12 protein-coding genes and 1 tRNA gene are annotated in these 18154 nt (G+C 35.3%); 10 read left to right on the top strand and 3 right to left on the bottom strand.

All coding sequences use genetic code 11. The features are described 5' to 3' along the window. Window positions 1–115: 115 nt before the first annotated feature. Window positions 116–1891: an acyltransferase family protein gene (locus Q0E86_RS03925; protein ID WP_295754653.1), complete on the top strand. Its 1776-nt coding sequence runs from the start codon at window positions 116–118 to the stop codon at window positions 1889–1891. Between the two features lie 16 nt (window positions 1892–1907). Here the strand turns inward: Q0E86_RS03925 and Q0E86_RS03920 are convergent, their stop codons facing one another. After that, window positions 1908–2615, bottom strand: coding sequence for a hypothetical protein (locus Q0E86_RS03920; RefSeq protein ID WP_295754651.1), 708 nt, complete (start codon window positions 2613–2615; stop codon window positions 1908–1910). A gap of 252 nt (window positions 2616–2867) precedes the next feature. Here Q0E86_RS03920 and Q0E86_RS03915 point away from each other — a divergent pair, with 252 nt between their 5' ends. From Q0E86_RS03915 to Q0E86_RS03905, 3 genes are read left to right on the top strand one after another with little or no spacing between them, the layout of a single operon-like run. Next, window positions 2868–6965, top strand: a complete 4098-nt coding sequence (locus Q0E86_RS03915; RefSeq protein ID WP_295754648.1) for a DNA-directed RNA polymerase subunit beta — start codon at window positions 2868–2870, stop codon at window positions 6963–6965. An 8-nt stretch (window positions 6966–6973) separates the two neighbouring features. Then, complete coding sequence (gene rpoC, locus Q0E86_RS03910; RefSeq protein WP_295754645.1) at window positions 6974–10867, top strand: DNA-directed RNA polymerase subunit beta'; 3894 nt, start codon at window positions 6974–6976, stop codon at window positions 10865–10867. A gap of 48 nt (window positions 10868–10915) precedes the next feature. Then, window positions 10916–11203, top strand: coding sequence for a hypothetical protein (locus Q0E86_RS03905; RefSeq protein WP_295754642.1), 288 nt, complete (start codon window positions 10916–10918; stop codon window positions 11201–11203). A gap of 10 nt (window positions 11204–11213) precedes the next feature. On the opposite strand, the gene asnA is transcribed toward Q0E86_RS03905, so the two are convergent. Further along, window positions 11214–12221: an aspartate--ammonia ligase gene (asnA, locus tag Q0E86_RS03900; protein ID WP_295754640.1), complete on the bottom strand. Its 1008-nt coding sequence runs from the start codon at window positions 12219–12221 to the stop codon at window positions 11214–11216. An 81-nt stretch (window positions 12222–12302) separates the two neighbouring features. Here asnA and Q0E86_RS03895 point away from each other — a divergent pair, with 81 nt between their 5' ends. From Q0E86_RS03895 to Q0E86_RS03870, 6 genes are all read left to right on the top strand, one after another. Next, a complete protein-coding gene (locus tag Q0E86_RS03895) occupies window positions 12303–13088 on the top strand; it encodes a glycosyltransferase family 8 protein (protein ID WP_295754639.1) in 786 nt (261 codons plus the stop codon). Beyond that, window positions 13085–14443 carry a sodium-dependent transporter gene (locus tag Q0E86_RS03890; RefSeq protein ID WP_295754638.1) on the top strand — a complete coding sequence of 453 codons (1359 nt, stop codon included), beginning with the start codon at window positions 13085–13087 and terminating at the stop codon, window positions 14441–14443. The genes Q0E86_RS03895 and Q0E86_RS03890 overlap by 4 nt, the downstream gene beginning before the upstream one ends. Window positions 14444–14454: 11 nt before the next feature. Then, window positions 14455–15396 carry an L-lactate dehydrogenase gene (locus Q0E86_RS03885; protein WP_295754637.1) on the top strand — a complete coding sequence of 314 codons (942 nt, stop codon included), beginning with the start codon at window positions 14455–14457 and terminating at the stop codon, window positions 15394–15396. A 58-nt stretch (window positions 15397–15454) separates the two neighbouring features. Next, the gene (locus Q0E86_RS03880; protein WP_295754723.1) at window positions 15455–16768 is read left to right on the top strand and encodes an MATE family efflux transporter; all 1314 of its coding nucleotides are present in this window, start codon (window positions 15455–15457) and stop codon (window positions 16766–16768) included. A gap of 51 nt (window positions 16769–16819) precedes the next feature. Beyond that, the gene (locus Q0E86_RS03875; RefSeq protein ID WP_003864747.1) at window positions 16820–17029 is read left to right on the top strand and encodes a hypothetical protein; all 210 of its coding nucleotides are present in this window, start codon (window positions 16820–16822) and stop codon (window positions 17027–17029) included. A 101-nt stretch (window positions 17030–17130) separates the two neighbouring features. Beyond that, on the top strand, window positions 17131–18024 hold the full coding sequence (locus tag Q0E86_RS03870) for an alpha/beta fold hydrolase (protein ID WP_295754636.1): 894 nt from the start codon (window positions 17131–17133) through the stop codon (window positions 18022–18024). A gap of 54 nt (window positions 18025–18078) precedes the next feature. On the opposite strand, the gene Q0E86_RS03865 is transcribed toward Q0E86_RS03870, so the two are convergent. After that, window positions 18079–18152, bottom strand: a tRNA-Gly gene (locus tag Q0E86_RS03865). Window positions 18153–18154 lie beyond the last annotated feature (2 nt).

The following is an 18154-nucleotide window of genomic DNA, read 5'->3' as shown; positions in this document are numbered from 1 at the left end:
TGGTATTTTGAAAAAAAGTGATATTAAAAATTTATATATTTATTAATAATTATTAAGGTTTGTTTGTGTTAGAATATATAGTGCTAGTAGTAGCGCGATAAGGGGATATGTAGATATGAAAAAAGAAGGAAACCGAATTAAGGGAATGGATGGACTGCGTGGTATTGCGATCATCGGAATTACGCTATTTCATATGTTTCCTAATGTGTTTAAAGGTGGTTATTTAGGTGTAGTTTTATTTTTTGTTTTAACTGGTTTTTTAATGGTTATCACAAATAAGAAAAAAATGGAAAACAAGGAGTTTTCTGTAGTTAAATTTTATATATCAAGAATAAAAAGGTTGTACCCACCATTGTTGGTAATGGTTTTTACGACTTTAGGGGTTTATTTCTTTTTGGCGAATGATAGCTTGCGTGGAATGAAGATGCAAGTATTAAGCATATTTGCGGGTTTTAATAACTTTTGGCAGATTTCGCAGAGTTTGGATTACTTTACACGAATTGCGAATACTTCACCATTCTCTCATTTATGGTTCTTGTCTATAGAAATGCAATTTTATTTGATTTTTCCACTTTTATTATTTGGATTATATAAGTTAGAAGAAAAAAAGGGAAAGTCAAATACAATCAAGACGATGCTTACAGTTACTGTGGTTTTTGCGCTAATAATGCCAATACTTTATTTATGTAAAGTGAATGTTACAAGATTGTATTATGGAACAGATACGCGAATCTATTCATTGTTTGCCGGAATGCTTTTGGGTTGGATATATACAAAAGAGGAAGAAACAAAAAAGAATTTTTATATTTCACTTTCATTGATTGGAATATTGGCAGTTTCTTACTTTATTTTTGCGGGTAAAATGCCAATTGTATATTTATTGGTGTTAGCACTAACAACAATCTTGTCCATGTTTTTAATTGAGAAGACAGCAAATAGTTCAATTTCATTGGATGTACCTGTATTAGATTGGATTGGTAAGCATAGTTATGAAATCTATTTGTGGCAATATCCAGTGATTTACTTATTCCAATATAAAGATTGGAATAAACACTTCATTATGTATTTGTTTGAATTTGTGATTTTGATTGCACTTGTAGTATGGACAAATTATTTCTTAAAGGTGTTTAAGTATAAACAAATTAAGCCAAAATTTCAAAAAGCCGTATTGGCTTGTGGAATTGTTGGATTTGTTTTTCAAGCTACAGGAGTTGTTGCGTTAGCAACTTCAAAAGATGTGGATTCTAGTGCGTTACAAAAGCGTATTGCCGAAAATGAAGAAGCTATCAAGAATAAGAAAAAGAATGCAAAATCAGATGGCAAAATGGAAAAGGCTAAAAATGTAGATTATAGTCCTAGTGGAAATTCACAGAAAGTATCAGATAAAGGATTGTTCTGTTTAGGAGATTCTGTAATGTTGTCGGCATATACAAATATTCAAGCTATTTACCCAGATGCAACTGTCGATGCGGCTGTTTCAAGACAAATGTCACAAGCACCAGATGTGTTACGTTGGTATGAGTCAAAAGGAGCTGTGCATAATACAGTTGTGATGTCACTAGGAACGAATGGTGTTTTGGATGAGAGTACGGTTGAACAAACATTAGAAATGATTGGTTCAGATAAATCTATTTTCTGGGTCAATGTATATGCACCAGGTGTTGAATGGGAAGCTAGCAATAATGAATATTTACAGGAATTAGCTAAAAAACATTCAAATATTACACTGATTGATTGGAATTCTTATATTTCTCAGCATACAGATTTATTAGAAGAGGATGGAATCCATCCAATGGAACCTGGTGCTGATGCATATGCTCATTTAATTCAAGAAAAAATTAATGAGGTTATGCAAAAGCAAAAAGAGATTGAAGAAAAAGCGAATAAATAAAAAGACTGCAGAGGAATTAATCTTCTGCAGTTTCGTTTTTATAATCGTCTAAATCATTTGGGAAGTTGATCTTATTTAGTTTTTTGATGCTTAGTTCAATTGAAACATCAATATCAGCACTAGCATCATCTACGGTTTGTGTTCCTGTAAAGCTTAATACAAGGTGAGATATTTTCTTGTTTTTGATGGTTGCTTCAAGCGTTGCATTATCCAGTTTGACAGATCCCATGTTATCGAGTAGGGTTGCTAATTTGCTCGTGTTGACTTTAAATGTGTAGGTGTCATTTTCTTTTTTAGAAGAATCAAACAATTCACATAGTTGATCATCGGTTAAATCTAGAAATGGGTTGTATGTATTTAATTTTGAATTTTGTTTTAATCCAATTTTATCAACTGTACTTTGGGTTTTGGTTCCCATAGAATTTAAATATGTTTTTCCATCTTTGATATAAAAGTTCAAAAAGTCATTTTGCACATTTTTCCCTGCGACAAGACCGATGGAGCTTGAAACTTGTAAGTCGTCTTTTTGAAGAATTTGCGCATCAATATTTAATTTTGAATCTTTCATTGTAAGTGATCCATTGATTTGGGCACTTTTTAAATTTAGTGTATTATCTAACGCATTGAAGAATGCAAGGATGTCATCGTCGTTCTTTTTGCTAGAGCATCCTGCAAGGCTAAGGGTTAAAAAACAAGTTAAGATGATAGTTAATATTTTTTTCATTGAGTACTCCTTTAAACTTCTTTATTGTATGCATAAATAGAAGGGTTGTCAAAATGGACAAATAAAAAAGCACCTAGTTTGTGAAGGTGCTTAAAAGGGATAGGCAATATTTATAACCCATTTTTACGATTTTGTCAAGTTTTTCTTGACTTTTGGTAGTTTTACTAGTAGTATAATAAATTGCATAATAGTGTAAGTTTTCGGATGAAAACTTCCTAGTATAGTACAAATTCGAACGAAAGGATGGCATGCATGGACAACAACAAAGCATATCGTATTGTCTCGTGTGGAAAAAAATCTTCCCGCCGAGATTACTCAAAGGTTAGTGGTAAATTAGAGTTACCTAATCTTGTCGAAATCCAGACAGATTCATTTAAATGGTTTACGCAACAAGGTATCCAAGAAGTATTTGAAGAAATCTATCCAATTGAAAACTATGGAAAAAACATTCGCTTAAATTTCTTACGTTATCATTTTGAAGAACCAAAATATAACGCTGAAGAATCTATGTATAGAGAATGCAACTTTGCAGCACCTCTATATGCAGATATGGAATTAGAAGTTACTGACTCAGAAACGGGTGAAGTAGTAACTAAGAGTGAAGAAGTATATTTAGGGGATTTCCCTTTAATGACAGAAACTGGTACATTCATCATCAATGGTGCAGAACGTGTAATCGTTAGTCAGATCGTACGTTCTCCTGGTGCATATTTTGCGGACAGTTATGATGAAAAGACTGGTAAACAAAACTTTAGCTGTGAATTAATTCCAAGTCGTGGTACTTGGTTAGAGTTCATGACTGAACAAAAGAAAACTACAAATGGACGTTTGATCAACGTTTCTATTGACCGTCGTCGTAAAGTATTATTCAGTATTTTATTCAAGGCGATTGGTATGTCTTTGAATATTGGAGTAAATGAAGATACTCACGATACATCAATGATGGAAACATTCTTACGTGCAATGGGACGTAACTGGTCTGATGTAGCTACAGATGCAGAAGATCGCGAATACATGAATATGTATTTGTTGTTGTATACTGCTTTCTTCGGTAAATATGAAGAAATCGAAAATTCTTTATTGAATGATAAAGTAAAAACAACACAGGAAGCTTTACTTTCTTTCTATGAAAACCAAAGAAGTGATGAAATCCCAACATTAGATGGATCAATCACTTTGATGCAGGCTAAATTCTTTGATCACCGTCGTTATGACTTGACAAAGGCTGGCCGTTATAAATTACGTAAGAAATTAAATGCGATCGATCGTATGTATGGTATGAGCCTTGCTCATGATATTGTTGATGTAAATGGCAACGTATTCATGGAAAAAGGTACAATGGTTCACCGTGATGAAAGAAATGCATTGCGTGAAGAATTGGCTAAAGGTACTTATTGTGTCGCATATCCATTCCGCTCAGAATTCCATGAAGAAGATATCGTTTCAATTCCAACAAGCTGGACTACAGGCTTAATTGGTCGTGTATTGGCTAGTGATGTGGAAACAGAAGATGCTTATTTAGATGCTGGTACAGTATTAACTGAACAAGATGTTTTAGCAATCCAAAAGGTTGTTGAAAATGTTGAAATTTTTGCAGGATTGTTTGCACAACCAGTTAAATTAACAGCTGAAAATATGGATTCTGTATTTAACTATGGTCAACGTTTATATGCTCTTGGACGTTTAACAAATGCTCAAGGTGAAGATATTGTTGATGCAGATATGGAATTAGTTGCGAACCGTTATATGGTTGGTGTAAGTCCAGATGCCATCGATAGTGATGTTGAAACACAAGTGAAACAACGTGCTTTAAGTGAAGATATCACAGCATGGTTGATTGGTGCATGTGTTCAAGAAGTATATATTATTGACAACAATGGGGATGAAGTACGTGTTGCTGGAAATGACCCATTCGCAAATAAACACACAATTACAGTTTCAGATATGTATGCATTCTTCTCATATAGCTTAAATGTTATGGAAGGTGTAGGAACAACAGATGATATCGATATGTTAGGTAACCGTCGTATTCGTTCTGTTGGTGAATTGATCCAAAACCAATTCCGTATTGGTTTATCTCGTATGGAACGTGTTGTTAAAGAACGTATGTCAATTCAAGAAATGGATAGTTTAACGCCAAGAAAATTGACTAACATTCGTCCTTTGACAGCTGCAATTAAAGAATTCTTCTCTAGTTCACAGTTATTACAGTTCATGGATCAACAAAACCCTCTAGCTGAGTTGACAAACAAACGTCGTATTTCAGCTTTAGGTCCAGGTGGTATCAGTCGTGACCGTGCAAGTTTCGAAGTTCGTGACGTTCACAACTCTCACTATGGTCGTATTTGTCCAATCGAAACACCTGAAGGACCAAACATCGGTTTGATCAACAACTTAACAACTTATGCTCGTATCAATGAATATGGATTTATCCAAACACCTTATCGTAAGGTAAATGAAGATGGTACAGTTAGTGAAGATACTGTTTACTTAAGCGCGGATGAAGAAGCGGATTATGTAATTGCGCAGGCCAATGAGGTTCGTGATGGTCATTTAGTAAATGAACGTGTCGTAGCTCGTAAGGCTGGTGAAACAATTATCGCCGATCGTGAAGAAGTAGAACTTGCCGACGTCAGTCCAAAACAGATCGTATCTGTTGCGACTGCCTGTGTTCCATTCTTGGAAAACGATGATGCGTCTCGTGCCTTAATGGGTGCCAACATGCAGCGTCAGGCCGTTCCATTATTAGTTCCTCATTCACCTTATGTTGGTACTGGTATTGAATATAAGATTGCCAAAGACTCTGGTGTAGGTATTGTCGCAAAACAAGATGGTGTTGTTGAATATGTAGATGGTTTGCGTATCGTTGTTAAAGATAATGAAGGTGAAAACCACACTTATCAATTACGTAAGTTTGCTCGTTCAAACGCTAGTACTTGTATCAACCAACGTCCAATCGTAGAAGTTGGAGAAAAGGTTGAAAAAGGTGATATCTTAGCCGATGGTCCAAGTATGCAAAATGGTGAATTGGCATTAGGTCAAAACGTTGTTATCGCATATACAACATGGCATGGATATAACTACGAGGATGCCATCATCATGTCAGAGCGTATGGTTAGTGATGATGTATATACTTCAATCCACGTAGAAGAATATGATATTGACTGCCGTGAAACGAAGTTAGGTCCTGAAGAAATCACTCGTGATATTCCTAACGTTAGTGAAGCAGCTGTTCGTAAATTAGATTCAAACGGTATCATTATGGTTGGTGCCGAAGTAAAAGAAGGAGATATCTTAGTTGGTAAGGTTACTCCAAAAGGACAAAGCGAAGTTAGTCCAGAAGAAAAATTATTATTAGCAATCTTTGGTGAAAAATCACGTGAAGTTCGTGACAATTCATTGAAAGTACCTCATGGTGGTGCTGGTATTGTTCATTCTATTCGTGTATTTAAACGTGGAGATGGATCGGATCTTCCTCCTGGAGTAAATATGCGTGTTAAAGTATATATCGTTCAGAAACGTAAGATTTCTGAAGGTGATAAAATGTCTGGTCGTCACGGTAACAAGGGTGTCATCTCTAAGATCTTACCTATCGAAGATATGCCATTTATGGCGGATGGACATCCAGTTGATATCTTGTTGAACCCATTCGGTGTACCTTCTCGTATGAACATCGGACAGATTTTAGAAATCCACTTAGGTTATGCAGCTCGTAAATTAGGTGTTAAATTCTCTACTTCTGTATTTGATGGTTTATCAAATGAAGACTTGCAAGATGTAATGCGCGAAGCAAGCATGACTGTCGATGGAAAACAGGTATTATACGATGGACAAACTGGACAACCATTTGACGAACGTATTAGTGTCGGTGTAATGTACATGATCAAGTTGGCCCACATGGTTGACGATAAGTTACATGCTCGTGCCACAGGACCATACTCTTTAGTAACTCAACAACCTTTGGGTGGTAAAGCTCAAAATGGTGGTCAGAGATTTGGAGAGATGGAAGTTTGGGCATTGGAAGCATATGGTGCTGCCCACACATTACAAGAAATCTTGACAATTAAATCCGATGATATTCAAGGTCGTATCAAGACTTATGAAGCTATTATCAAAGGTAAAGACATTCCAGAACCAGGTGTTCCAGAATCATTCCGTGTATTAATGCACGAATTACAAGGTCTAGCAATCGATATTCGTTTGTTAGATGAAAACAATAACGAGGTTGACATCACATTAGATGATGATGACCAGGATGCTCATCCAGTTCAACCTTTATTACAGGAAGAACAAAAGGAAGAGTTAGTCGACGATATTGAAGAAGAAAATAATGAAGAAGAGGAGGCGTAGTATAAAATATGAGTATTAACAATTTTGCCTCGATTCAGGTTCGCTTAGCGAGTCCAGAAACGATTTTGAAATGGAGTCATGGTGAAGTAACTAAGCCTGAGACAATTAACTATCGTTCACAAAAAGCTGAACGTGATGGTTTATTCTGCGAACGCATTTTCGGTCCAACTAAGGACTGGGAATGTGCTTGTGGAAAATATAAAAAAGTACGTTTTAAAGGTGTTGTATGTGACCGTTGTGGTGTAGAAATCACAAAGGCAAGCGTAAGACGTGAGCGTATGGGCCACATCCATTTGGCTGCACCAGTAGCTCATATTTGGTATTTACGTGGTATTCCTAGCCGTATGGCATTGTTGTTGGATGTAACACCAAAACAATTAGAAGAAGTTGTATACTTTGTTAGCTACATTGTTACAGATCCAAAAGAATCTGGTTTAGCTTATAAACAAATTCTTTCTGAACGTGAATTCCGTGAAAACCAAGCTATCTATGGTTCAACAGGATTTACAGCTCAAACAGGTGCTGAAGCTGTACTTCGTCTATTACAAGATGTAGATTTAGAATCAGAATATCAAGAAGTACAAGATGCACTTGAAAAAGCACAAGGTGAAAAACGTAAGAAATTAATCAAGCGTTTAGATACAATCAATGCATTCCGTAATAGTGAAAACTTACCAGAATGGATGATTCTGACTAATATTCCGGTAATACCTCCTGATTTACGTCCAATGCTTCAATTGGATGGTGGTCGTTTTGCGACAAGTGACTTAAATGATTTATATCGTCGTGTTATCACTCGTAATAATCGTTTACGTAAATTGTTAGATTTGGGTACTCCAAATATCATCGTTCAAAACGAAAAGCGTATGTTACAGGAATCTGTAGATGCGTTGATTGACAATGGTCGTCGTTCAAAACCTATTACAGGTGCTGGTGGACGTGCATTAAAATCATTGTCTCACTCATTAAAAGGTAAACAAGGTCGTTTCCGTCAAAACTTATTAGGTAAGCGTGTTGACTTCTCTGGTCGTTCAGTAATTGCCGTAGGACCAGATTTGAAAATGTACCAATGTGGTATTCCACGTGAAATGGCAGTTAACTTGTTTAAACCATTTATTATTAATGAAATCGTAAATCAAGGATTGGCTCAAAATCCTAAAAATGCAGAAAAATTAATCGAACGTCGTGATCCTCGTATCTGGGATGTTGTTGAAAAAGTAATCGATGGCTATCCAGTATTGATGAACCGTGCGCCTACATTACACCGTTTGGGTATTCAGGCTTTCTTGCCTAAATTAGTAGAAGGACGTGCAATGCGTCTTCACCCATTGGTCTGTACTGCGTTCAACGCCGACTTCGATGGTGACCAGATGGCCATCCACGTTCCATTAGGAGAAGAAGCTCGTGCCGAAGCATTAGTTATGATGTTAGGTTCTCACAATATCTTAGGTCCTAAAGATGGTAAACCTATCGTTACGCCAGGACAGGATATGGTTATGGGTAACTTCTATTTAACAATGGAAGAAACAAAAGATGAATTCTTTGCAGAAGCTAAACACTACGAAGAAGTTGGCTGCCCATTAGAAGCAGCTCACTGGCACCGTTTTGGTGAAAGTGAAGGTCATGTATATACAGATGAAGATGAAGTTATGATGGCTTATCAGTCAAAACAAGTTCACCTTCACACTCGTATCGCATTGCCTGTATGCAACATGCATAAAACATCATTTGATGAAAAACATAAAAATGATTATTTAATTACAACTGTTGGTAAGATTGTATTCAACTCAATGTTCCCTGAAGATTTCCCTTATATCAATGAGGTTAGTAAGGAAAACTTTGTAAGTACTCCTGATAAATATTTTGTTTCTCCAGGACAAAACATTAAAGAATATATCGAAGCTATGCCTTTAGTGGATGCGGTTAAGAAAAAAGATTTAGGTAAAGTTATTGCCGAAGTCTTCAAACGTTATGATGCTGATCAAACAGCTGAAATTCTTGACCAAATCAAATCATTAGGATTTGAATATTCAACAGTGGCTGGTATTACAGTTGCCCTATCTGATATCGAAGTGGCTCCTCACAAAGATGAATATATCGATGAGGGTCGTGTAAAAGCCGATCAATTAAAACACTTACAACGTAAGGGTATGTTGACGATGGAAGAATGGGAACGTCATTTATCTAAGATGTGGGATGATCAAAAAGATAAGATCGTTACATCATTGATGAAAAACTTACCTCGTAAAAACCCAATCAACATGATGGCGACTTCTGGTGCTCGTGGTAACGCGTCAAACTTTACTCAGTTAGCCGGTATGCGTGGTTTAATGGCTAAGCCAGGTCATGCCAAAGCTGGTGCTGGTGAATATGTTCCAACTATCATAGAAGTTCCTATTTACTCTTGTTTCCGTGAAGGATTGAACGTAAGTGAGTTCTTTATCTCGACTCACGGTGTGCGTAAAGGTTTAACCGATACTGCCTTGAAGACAGCCGAATCTGGTTACTTAACTCGTCGTTTGGTTGATGTTGCACAAGATGTAATTATCAAAGAAGATGATTGTGGTACAGATAAGGGTTACTGGGTCGAAACTTTAATGGATCGTAAGACAAACTCTGTAATCGAACCATTACAAGATCGTTTAGTTGGTCGTTATTCAAAACAAGATGTAACAGATCCAAAAACTGGTGAATTAATTATTGCGAGTGATGAATTTATCACAGATGAACTTGCAAAGAAAATTGTAGATGCTGGTGTTACAGGAATGTATATCCGTTCTGTATTTACTTGTAAGTCTCGTTTAGGTATTTGTCGTAAATGTTATGGACGTAACATGGCTACTGGTAAAGACGTTGAAGTTGGTGAAGCTATTGGTATCATGGCTGCCCAATCTATCGGTGAACCAGGTACACAGTTAACAATGCGTACATTCCATACAGGTGGTGTTGCCGGTGCCGGTGCAGAAGATATTACTCAAGGTTTGCCTCGTGTTGAAGAATTGTTCGAAGCTCGTTGTCCAAAAGGTGTTGCGGTAATTGCTCAGATTTCTGGTGAAATCACTTCAATCGAACGTATTGAAGGAACAATGCGCCAAGAAGTTATTATCACAAATGAACACGAAAGTGTTTCTCATAAAATCAATGCGAACCAATCAATGCGTCCATGGGTTCAGATCGGTGCTAAGATCGAAGCCGGTGTTGCGTTGACTGAAGGTCCATTAGATCCAAAAGAATTGTTACGTGTTGCTGGTGTACGTGAAGTTCAAGACTACATCTTAAAAGAAGTTAAGAAAGTATACCAAAGCCAAGGTATCGAAATTAGCGATAAGCACTTGGAAGTAATGATTAAACAGATGATGAAGAAAGTAATCGTTGTAGATAGTGGAGACACTGATTTGAATGTTGGTGTTCAATTGTCACTTAACAACATCACAAAAATTAACCGTGAAGCTTTATTAAGTGGAAAAACTCCAGCTACTTTCAAACCTGTATTACTAGGTATTTCTAAATCTTCTGTTGAAACAGATTCTTTCTTATCTGCCGCTTCATTCCAGGAAACTACAAAAGTTCTTACAGATGCGACAATTAAGGGTAAAGTTGACCACTTAATTGGTTTGAAAGAAAATGTTATCATTGGTAAATTGATTCCAGCTGGTACAGGATGTCAAGGTGATCGTCCTCAGAATGAAATCGTTGCTGCAAAGGCAAAAGAACTTCGTGACAAACGTATTGCACGTATGAATGAAGTTCACAATGAGGATTCTGAAAAATTTGATAAATTAGTATCAGGATCTGATGATAAAGATATGATGGATACTGTAGATGCTTCAGTAGAAGAATCTATTCTACAAGATGCAGAAACTACAGATAATGGTTCAATCGATATCCAATCTGAAGAATAAGATTTAAGGAGTAGGTGAATGCCTATTCCTTTTCTTTAGGAGAATAGTGTGGAAAAGTATTTTGATTTAGGAAGAGCTTATTATACACATTTAAAAAACAGTACAAAGAAAGATCAATGTACTGTTAGTGTAATATGTGATGATATTGATATTAAACACAACATCATGGATGGTTTACTATTTGATGGTGCATTCATATATGATGGATTTTATGAAGGTGTAGATGGGTCAATCACCGTTTGTGATGGAAATATAACGCTTGATGGATGTGCATTATCGGATTTAGTGTATGGAAACTATATTTCAAATCCCAACGGAACGATAATAAAAAAGTAGGACGATTGTCCTACAAAATTTGAATATTATTTTTTAAGCATGTATCGACCATGTCTTCAGGCCATAAGCTGGCTTGGACTTCTCCGATATGTGCTTTTTTTAGTAGAAGCATACAAAGTCTTGATTGACCGATTCCTCCACCTAATGTATATGGTAATTCTTTATTTAGAATGGCTTTATGGAAAGGTAATTCACATCTTTCTAGGCAATTTTCTTTTTTTAATTGTTCAAGTAAAGTATCTTCATCCACACGAATACCCATAGAAGAGATTTCTAGAGCACTTTGTAGCGGTTCATACCAGAAAAGAATATCTCCATTTAATGTCCAGTCATCATAGTCTGGTGCACGGCCATCGTGCTTTTCATTATTTGATAACTTATCACCAATCTGCATCACAAATACACAGCCATGTTCTTTTGTGATGGCATTTTCTCTTTCTTTTGCGTTCATATTTGGATACATATCCAATAGTTCTTGGGTAGTGATAAAGAAAATATCATCTGGTAAATGATTCACAGCCTGAGGATATTTGTACCATACTTCATGTTCCATGTGTTTAATGACTTTAAAAATCGTACGAACATGTTCTTCTAGTGTTTGTTGGGTACGCTCATTTTTAGAAATGATTTTTTCCCAGTCCCATTGATCAACATATGTAGAGTGAATGTTATCTAATTCCTCATCTTTACGAATGGCATTCATATTTGTGTATAAGCCTTCATGTAGTTTAAAACCATATTTCTTCAAAGCCATACGTTTCCATTTTGCCAAAGAGTGTACAACTTCTAATTGTTCGCCTGGCAATTCTTTCATGGTAAAAGATACGGGTTTTTCTATACCATTTAAGTTGTCATTTAAACCAGAACTTTGTGTGACATATAAAGGTGCAGAAATTCTAGAAAGATTTAATTCCTTACCAAATTCATATTGAAATGTGTCACGAATATATTTAATGGCTTCTTGTGTTTCTCGAACAGTTAATACTGGATCGTAGTTTTCGGGTATAATAAGTTTCATATTATCATCTTCTCCTCAATGTAAGTATTGTATCATATTTTATGAAAAGATTTTCAATTAATTTTGTGATAAAATCATTTTATGAACATTTTATTTTCAATTAACGCAAAATTCATAGATTTGACAAAGATATGTATACGTTCCATCGTTCGTTTTGACAAGAATATTGATTTTTATATTCTGCATCATGATTTGGATCAAGAACATATGGATGATTTAAGAAATGCTTTTTTAGGATGTACATTTCATTTTATTGAAGTAAAGGAAGAAGAATTTAAAGAATTTCCTATTTCATCTAGATATCCTTTAGAAATATATTATCGATTATTCGCATCGGATTTGTTGCCGGCTTCATTGGATCGAATTCTATACTTAGATGTGGATATTGTGGTGATTCAAAGTTTAAAGGAATTGTATAATATGGATTTTGAAGACAATCTTTATATCGCATGTAGTCATGTGAGTGAGAATATGACGCATTTAAATGCGAAAAGATTAGGGTTAAATGAAGATGTTCCATATATCAATACTGGGGTTTTGTTGATGAACTTAATAGCGTTACGTAAACAATTGAATAAGCAAGATATCTTAAATTATGTGAATACATATAAGAAAAAACTAGTACTTTTTGATCAAGATGTATTAACGGCATTATATGGGGATAAAACTAAACTTGTGGATTATCGTAAATATAATTTGAGTGAAAGAATGATGAATTTTTATAATTTAAGAAATCCAAGAAATAAGATGGATTTGGATTGGGTGAAACAAAATAGTGTAATTATTCATTATTGTGGAAGAATGAAACCTTGGAATGGAAGGTATATAGGTTGTTTAGATTGTTTTTATAGGGAGATAACAGGATGAGAGATCGGTTTTCAAATCGTTTAGGATTTATTTTAATTAGTGCAGGATGCGCCATTGGAATTGGCAATGTTTGGCGCTTTCCATATATTGTAGGACAATATGGAGGAGCTGCTTTTGTCTTAATTTATTTATTTTTTCTAGTCATATTAGGATTGCCCGTTATGGTTATGGAGTATTCGGTAGGTCGTGCCAGTCAAAAAAGTGCAGCCTTATCTTTTGATGTATTAGAGCCAAAAGGTACGAAGTGGCATTTTATGAAATATGTGGCCATGGCGGGTAACTATATATTGATGATGTTTTATACATCTGTATGTGGTTGGTTATTCTATTATTTTTATAAGATGTTGATAGGGGATTTTAATGGCTTAAACGCAAGTCAAATTAATGGTGAGTTTGGTTTGATGTTGTCCAATCCTTTGATTCAGGTTGGCATGATGTTTCTAGTCGTATGTATTGGCTTTTTCATTTGTTCAAAAGGTTTGCAGAATGGTGTTGAAAAAGTATCAAAGTATATGATGTTGTGCTTATTGGCATTGATGCTGATATTAGCAGTACGTTCACTTATTTTGCCAGGAGCCATGGCTGGTGTTAAATTTTATTTATTGCCTGATTTTTCAAAGATGCAAAATGTATCGGAAGTCGTATTTGCGGCTATGGGACAAGCTTTCTTTACTTTGAGTTTAGGCATTGGTGCTATTGCGATATTTGGCAGCTATATTGATAAAAGTAAGAAATTAACTTCAGAAGCCATTACAGTAGTATGTTTAGATACATTTGTCGCATTGGTTGCAGGCTTTATTGTGATACCGGCATGTTTTGCGTATAATGTGGATCCTGGTCAAGGTCCTGGATTGATTTTTCAGACATTACCTAATATCTTTGCGAATATGCAGTTTGGTAATGTATGGGGTGCTTTGTTCTTCTTGTTTTTAAGTTTTGCGGCATTAACTACAATTATTGCGGTATTTGAAAATATTATCACTATGACAATGGAATGGACAGGATGGTCTCATTCAAAAACGATCAAAGTAAGTTTTGTACTTGTCTTTGTGCTATCTTTACCTTGCGCATTGGGATTTAATGTGTTGTCTTTTATTCAACCATTAGGTGCTGGTACAACGATTCAGGATTTAGAAGATTTCATTGTATCGAATAATTTATTGCCACTAGGATCACTTTGTTATGTATTGTTTTGCACATCTAAATATGGATGGGGATTTAAAAACTTTTTAAAGGAAGCCAATTGTGGTGAGGGAATCTCTTTTCCTAAACAAGTAGGTTTCTATGTTTCATATATCATTCCTGTTATTATTTTGGTAATATTTATACAGGGATATATCTCTAAATTTTTGTAGGAGGAGCCATTATGATTAAAAAGAGAAAAGTAGTTATTGTTGGTGCGGGAAATGTAGGTGCAAGTACAGCTTTCTGCATGATCAACCAAGGAATTTGTGATGAAATTGTTTTAATTGATATGAATACAGAAAGAGCTAAAGGGGAAACTTTGGATATGATTCATAGTATTGCCTTTATGAATCGTAATATGGAAATCAAATTGGGGGATTATACAGATTGTAAAGATGCTGATGTTTTAGTCATTACAGCAAGTGCTCCAATGGGCAAGGAAAATGATCGTTTAGTGGCTTTAAAATCAAGTTCTAAGATCGTGACGAGCATTGTATCGAGTGCTATGGAAAATGGTTTTGATGGCTTTATTGTCGTTGTATCGAATCCAGTGGATATTATGACGTATGTGGCTTATAAAGTTTCTGGTTTACCAGCTAATCAAATCATTGGATCGGGTACATTATTGGATTCAGCACGTTTACAATGTCATATTGCCGATTGTATTGATGTAGATCCAAAGAGTATTCATGCGTATGTTTTAGGTGAGCATGGAGATAGTGAAATGATTCCATGGAGTACAGTTCGTGTTGGTGGTAAAGATATTTATCAAATCATTAAAGATAATCCAACTCGTATGAATGAGGGAATGTTTGATAGTATCCATGAAGCCGTAAAGAAAGATGGTTGGGAAATCTTTAACCGTAAAGGAAATACTTGTTATGGTATTGCCGCAAGTACAACACGTATTGTTCGTGCGTTGATGTTTAACGAATCTGTAGTTCTTCCAGTTTCTACTTATTTAGATGGTCAATATGGACAAGATGGAGTATTCACTAGTGTTCCTGCTATTTTGGATGCGACAGGTGTCAAAGAGGTTGTAGAGATTGAAATGACAAAAGAAGAAAAAGAACAGTTTGACTCTTCTTGTAGTCATCTACAAAGTTTTTACAAGGAAGTTTAAACTTCCTTTTCTTTTAGTAACATAGGAGGTGTTAGGATTGGCACAAGGACAAAAGTTAATGACATCGGGCTCGATTCCTAAACAGATGGTTTTCTTTGCGTTACCTATTTTATTAGGAAACTTATTTCAACAATTGTACAATACGGTGGATTCATTGATTGTTGGAAACTTTTTAGGAAGTCAGGCACTTGCAGCTGTAAGTTCAAGTGGTAACATTATATTCTTGATGATTGGTTTCTTTAATGGGGTTGCGATTGGTGCAGGTGTAGTCATTTCACGATATTTTGGGGCAAGAGAAATAGAACGTATGCAAAGTGCAATCCATACAACAGTTGCGTTTGGATTGATTGTCAGTTTTATTATGACGCTTGTAGGTATCTTTTTTACACCAACATTGCTTCAATGGATGTCAACACCAGAAAGTGTAATGGATGCTTCTGTAACTTATTTTAAAATATATTTCTTAGGTTCTTTTGGATCGATTATGTATAACTTTTTTGTAGGTATTTTACAGGCTGTAGGAGATAGTAAGCACTCACTTTATTATTTGATTATTTCAAGTGTTGTGAATATTGTATTGGACTTGTTCTTTATTGCGGTTCTTAAAATGGGAGTAGGATCCGCTGCTCTAGCTACGATTATCTCACAATATATTTCGGCAGGTCTTTGTTTATATTTATTGTTGACGACAAAGGGAACACATCGTATTGTTCTTTCTGAGATAAAGATTCATAAAGAACTTCTAGGAGAAATCTTAAAGTATGGTTTGCCTAGTGGATTTCAGAATTCCATTATTGGACTAGCTAATGTAGTTGTTCAATCGAATATCAACTCTTTTGGCGATATGGCTATGGCAGGTTGCGGTGCTTATTCAAAGATTGAAGGTTTTGCGTTCTTGCCAATCACAAGTTTTACAATGGCACTTACGACTTTTGTTGGACAAAACTTAGGAGCTCGTCAGTATGATCGTGTTTTAAAAGGTGCTAAGTTTGGTATGATTTGTTCGATGACTTTGGCGGAAATCATTGGTGTGATTATTTTTGTGTTTGGTTCTCAATTTATTGCAGCTTTTGATGCGACACCTGAAGTTATTCAGTTTGGTACATTGCGAGGACAAACCAGTGCATTCTTCTTTTGTTTATTAGCTTATTCACATTGTGTATCGGCTATCTTAAGAGGAGCTGGTAAATCTATGGTTCCAATGATTGTTATGATGGTTTGTTGGTGCTTCGTACGTGTTGCAGGTCTTACAATTATGGGAGCTTTAGTGCATAATATTTGGTGTGTATATTGGATCTATCCGATTACTTGGTCTTTATCAAGTATTACTTTCTTTATTTATTATCATAGGGTAGATTGGCTTCATGCATAAATTTGACAACTGGATTTAATAAGTGATAGACTTATATCGAGGTAGATAGCTATGAAATCAATGTTAGAAGAATTAAAAGATGTAAAAATTAAAAAGCACACAGTTACATCTATTGAATATGATTGCAAGTCTGAAGAAAAAGAGGATGAAGTATTTGATCAAGTTCATAATATTGTCACAAATCATTTAGATGACTTCGCAAAGATTACTTTTGATGTGGAAGCAGATCACAAAGTCAAAGTAGAAATTAGTGAAAACTAGTTGGACCATTTAAAAAATGGTCTTTTTTTTGTATTTGTTTAGTTTTTGATTGTTTAATTTTTGGTACAATGAGTATAAGAAAGATATGTAGGTACTATAATATGATAATTAAAAAAATTACATCGAAACAAGATGGATTAAAGTTAGAGATTGCGATCATGGAGTGTGATAATCCAAAAGGAATCGTACAGTTTTCACATGGAATGGCGGAGCATAAAGAGCGTTATTTTGATTTTATGCAGTATTTAAATGAAAGAGGCTATATTTGTGTGATTCATGATCATAGAGGGCATGGTGCTAGTGTAAAGTCAAAGAATGATTATGGATATTTCTATACTGAAAATGCCGATTATATTGTGTATGATTTATTTCAGGTCACGGAGTATGTGTGTGATATGTATCCTGGATTAGAGGTTACTTTATTTAGTCATAGTATGGGGACTTTAGTAGCTCGTTGTTACTTAAAAAAATATGATGGGTATATTAATCGTTTGATTTTGTGTGGTCCTCCAACAGAAAATTCGGCTGCTAGTCTTGGTTTGGCATTAGCGAAAATAATAAAGCCTTTCTACAAGGACAAGAAAGGCAATGGACTATTGAATAAGATGGCTTTTGCGGGGTATGAATCAGAAAATCGTTGGTTGAGTAAAAATTCAGAGAATGTGGATCAGTATGAAGCGGATGAATTGTGTGGCTTTTTATTTACGACAAATGGTTTTATAAACTTATTTCAATTGATGGTGAAAGCATTTGATAAAAAGGATTGGAAGGTAACGAATAGTGAATTGCCAATCTTGATGATTGCAGGTCAAGAAGATCCGGTCATTCAGGGTAAAGATAAGTTTGAACAGTTGAAACAATTTTTAGTGAGTGTTGGATATAAGAATGTTTCTAGTAAATTATATCCGACTTTAAAACATGAAATCTTAAATGAAAAAGAGAATCAAATGATTTATGAAGATGTATATGCGTTTATAAATGATGCCAAGGAGTAATTCCTTGGCGTTTTAAATATAAAAAAACTCGCATTTGCGAGTAGATGTTTTACATGGAGCAGGTGATGAGAATCGAACTCACGTAGTCAGCTTGGAAGGCTGAAGTTCTACCATTGAACTACACCTGCAT

The sequence above is a fragment of the uncultured Holdemanella sp. genome (genome assembly GCF_934754935.1).
Taxonomy (GTDB): Bacteria; Bacillota_I; Bacilli_A; order Erysipelotrichales; family Erysipelotrichaceae; genus Holdemanella.
Note: the sequence above shows the minus strand (reverse complement) of the source record. Positions and strands in the feature narration are given on the sequence as shown.

Coding starts and splice junctions, on each gene's coding strand:
- Q0E86_RS03915 (WP_295754648.1), top strand. CDS start 2,868: ATGGACAACAACAAAGCATATCGTATTGTCTCGTGTGGAAAAAAATCT.
- Q0E86_RS03895 (WP_295754639.1), top strand. CDS start 12,303: ATGAACATTTTATTTTCAATTAACGCAAAATTCATAGATTTGACAAAG.
- Q0E86_RS03890 (WP_295754638.1), top strand. CDS start 13,085: ATGAGAGATCGGTTTTCAAATCGTTTAGGATTTATTTTAATTAGTGCA.
- Q0E86_RS03875 (WP_003864747.1), top strand. CDS start 16,820: ATGAAATCAATGTTAGAAGAATTAAAAGATGTAAAAATTAAAAAGCAC.
- rpoC (WP_295754645.1), top strand. CDS start 6,974: ATGAGTATTAACAATTTTGCCTCGATTCAGGTTCGCTTAGCGAGTCCA.
- Q0E86_RS03870 (WP_295754636.1), top strand. CDS start 17,131: ATGATAATTAAAAAAATTACATCGAAACAAGATGGATTAAAGTTAGAG.
- Q0E86_RS03880 (WP_295754723.1), top strand. CDS start 15,455: ATGACATCGGGCTCGATTCCTAAACAGATGGTTTTCTTTGCGTTACCT.
- Q0E86_RS03925 (WP_295754653.1), top strand. CDS start 116: ATGAAAAAAGAAGGAAACCGAATTAAGGGAATGGATGGACTGCGTGGT.
- Q0E86_RS03885 (WP_295754637.1), top strand. CDS start 14,455: ATGATTAAAAAGAGAAAAGTAGTTATTGTTGGTGCGGGAAATGTAGGT.
- asnA (WP_295754640.1), bottom strand. CDS start 12,221: ATGAAACTTATTATACCCGAAAACTACGATCCAGTATTAACTGTTCGA.
- Q0E86_RS03920 (WP_295754651.1), bottom strand. CDS start 2,615: ATGAAAAAAATATTAACTATCATCTTAACTTGTTTTTTAACCCTTAGC.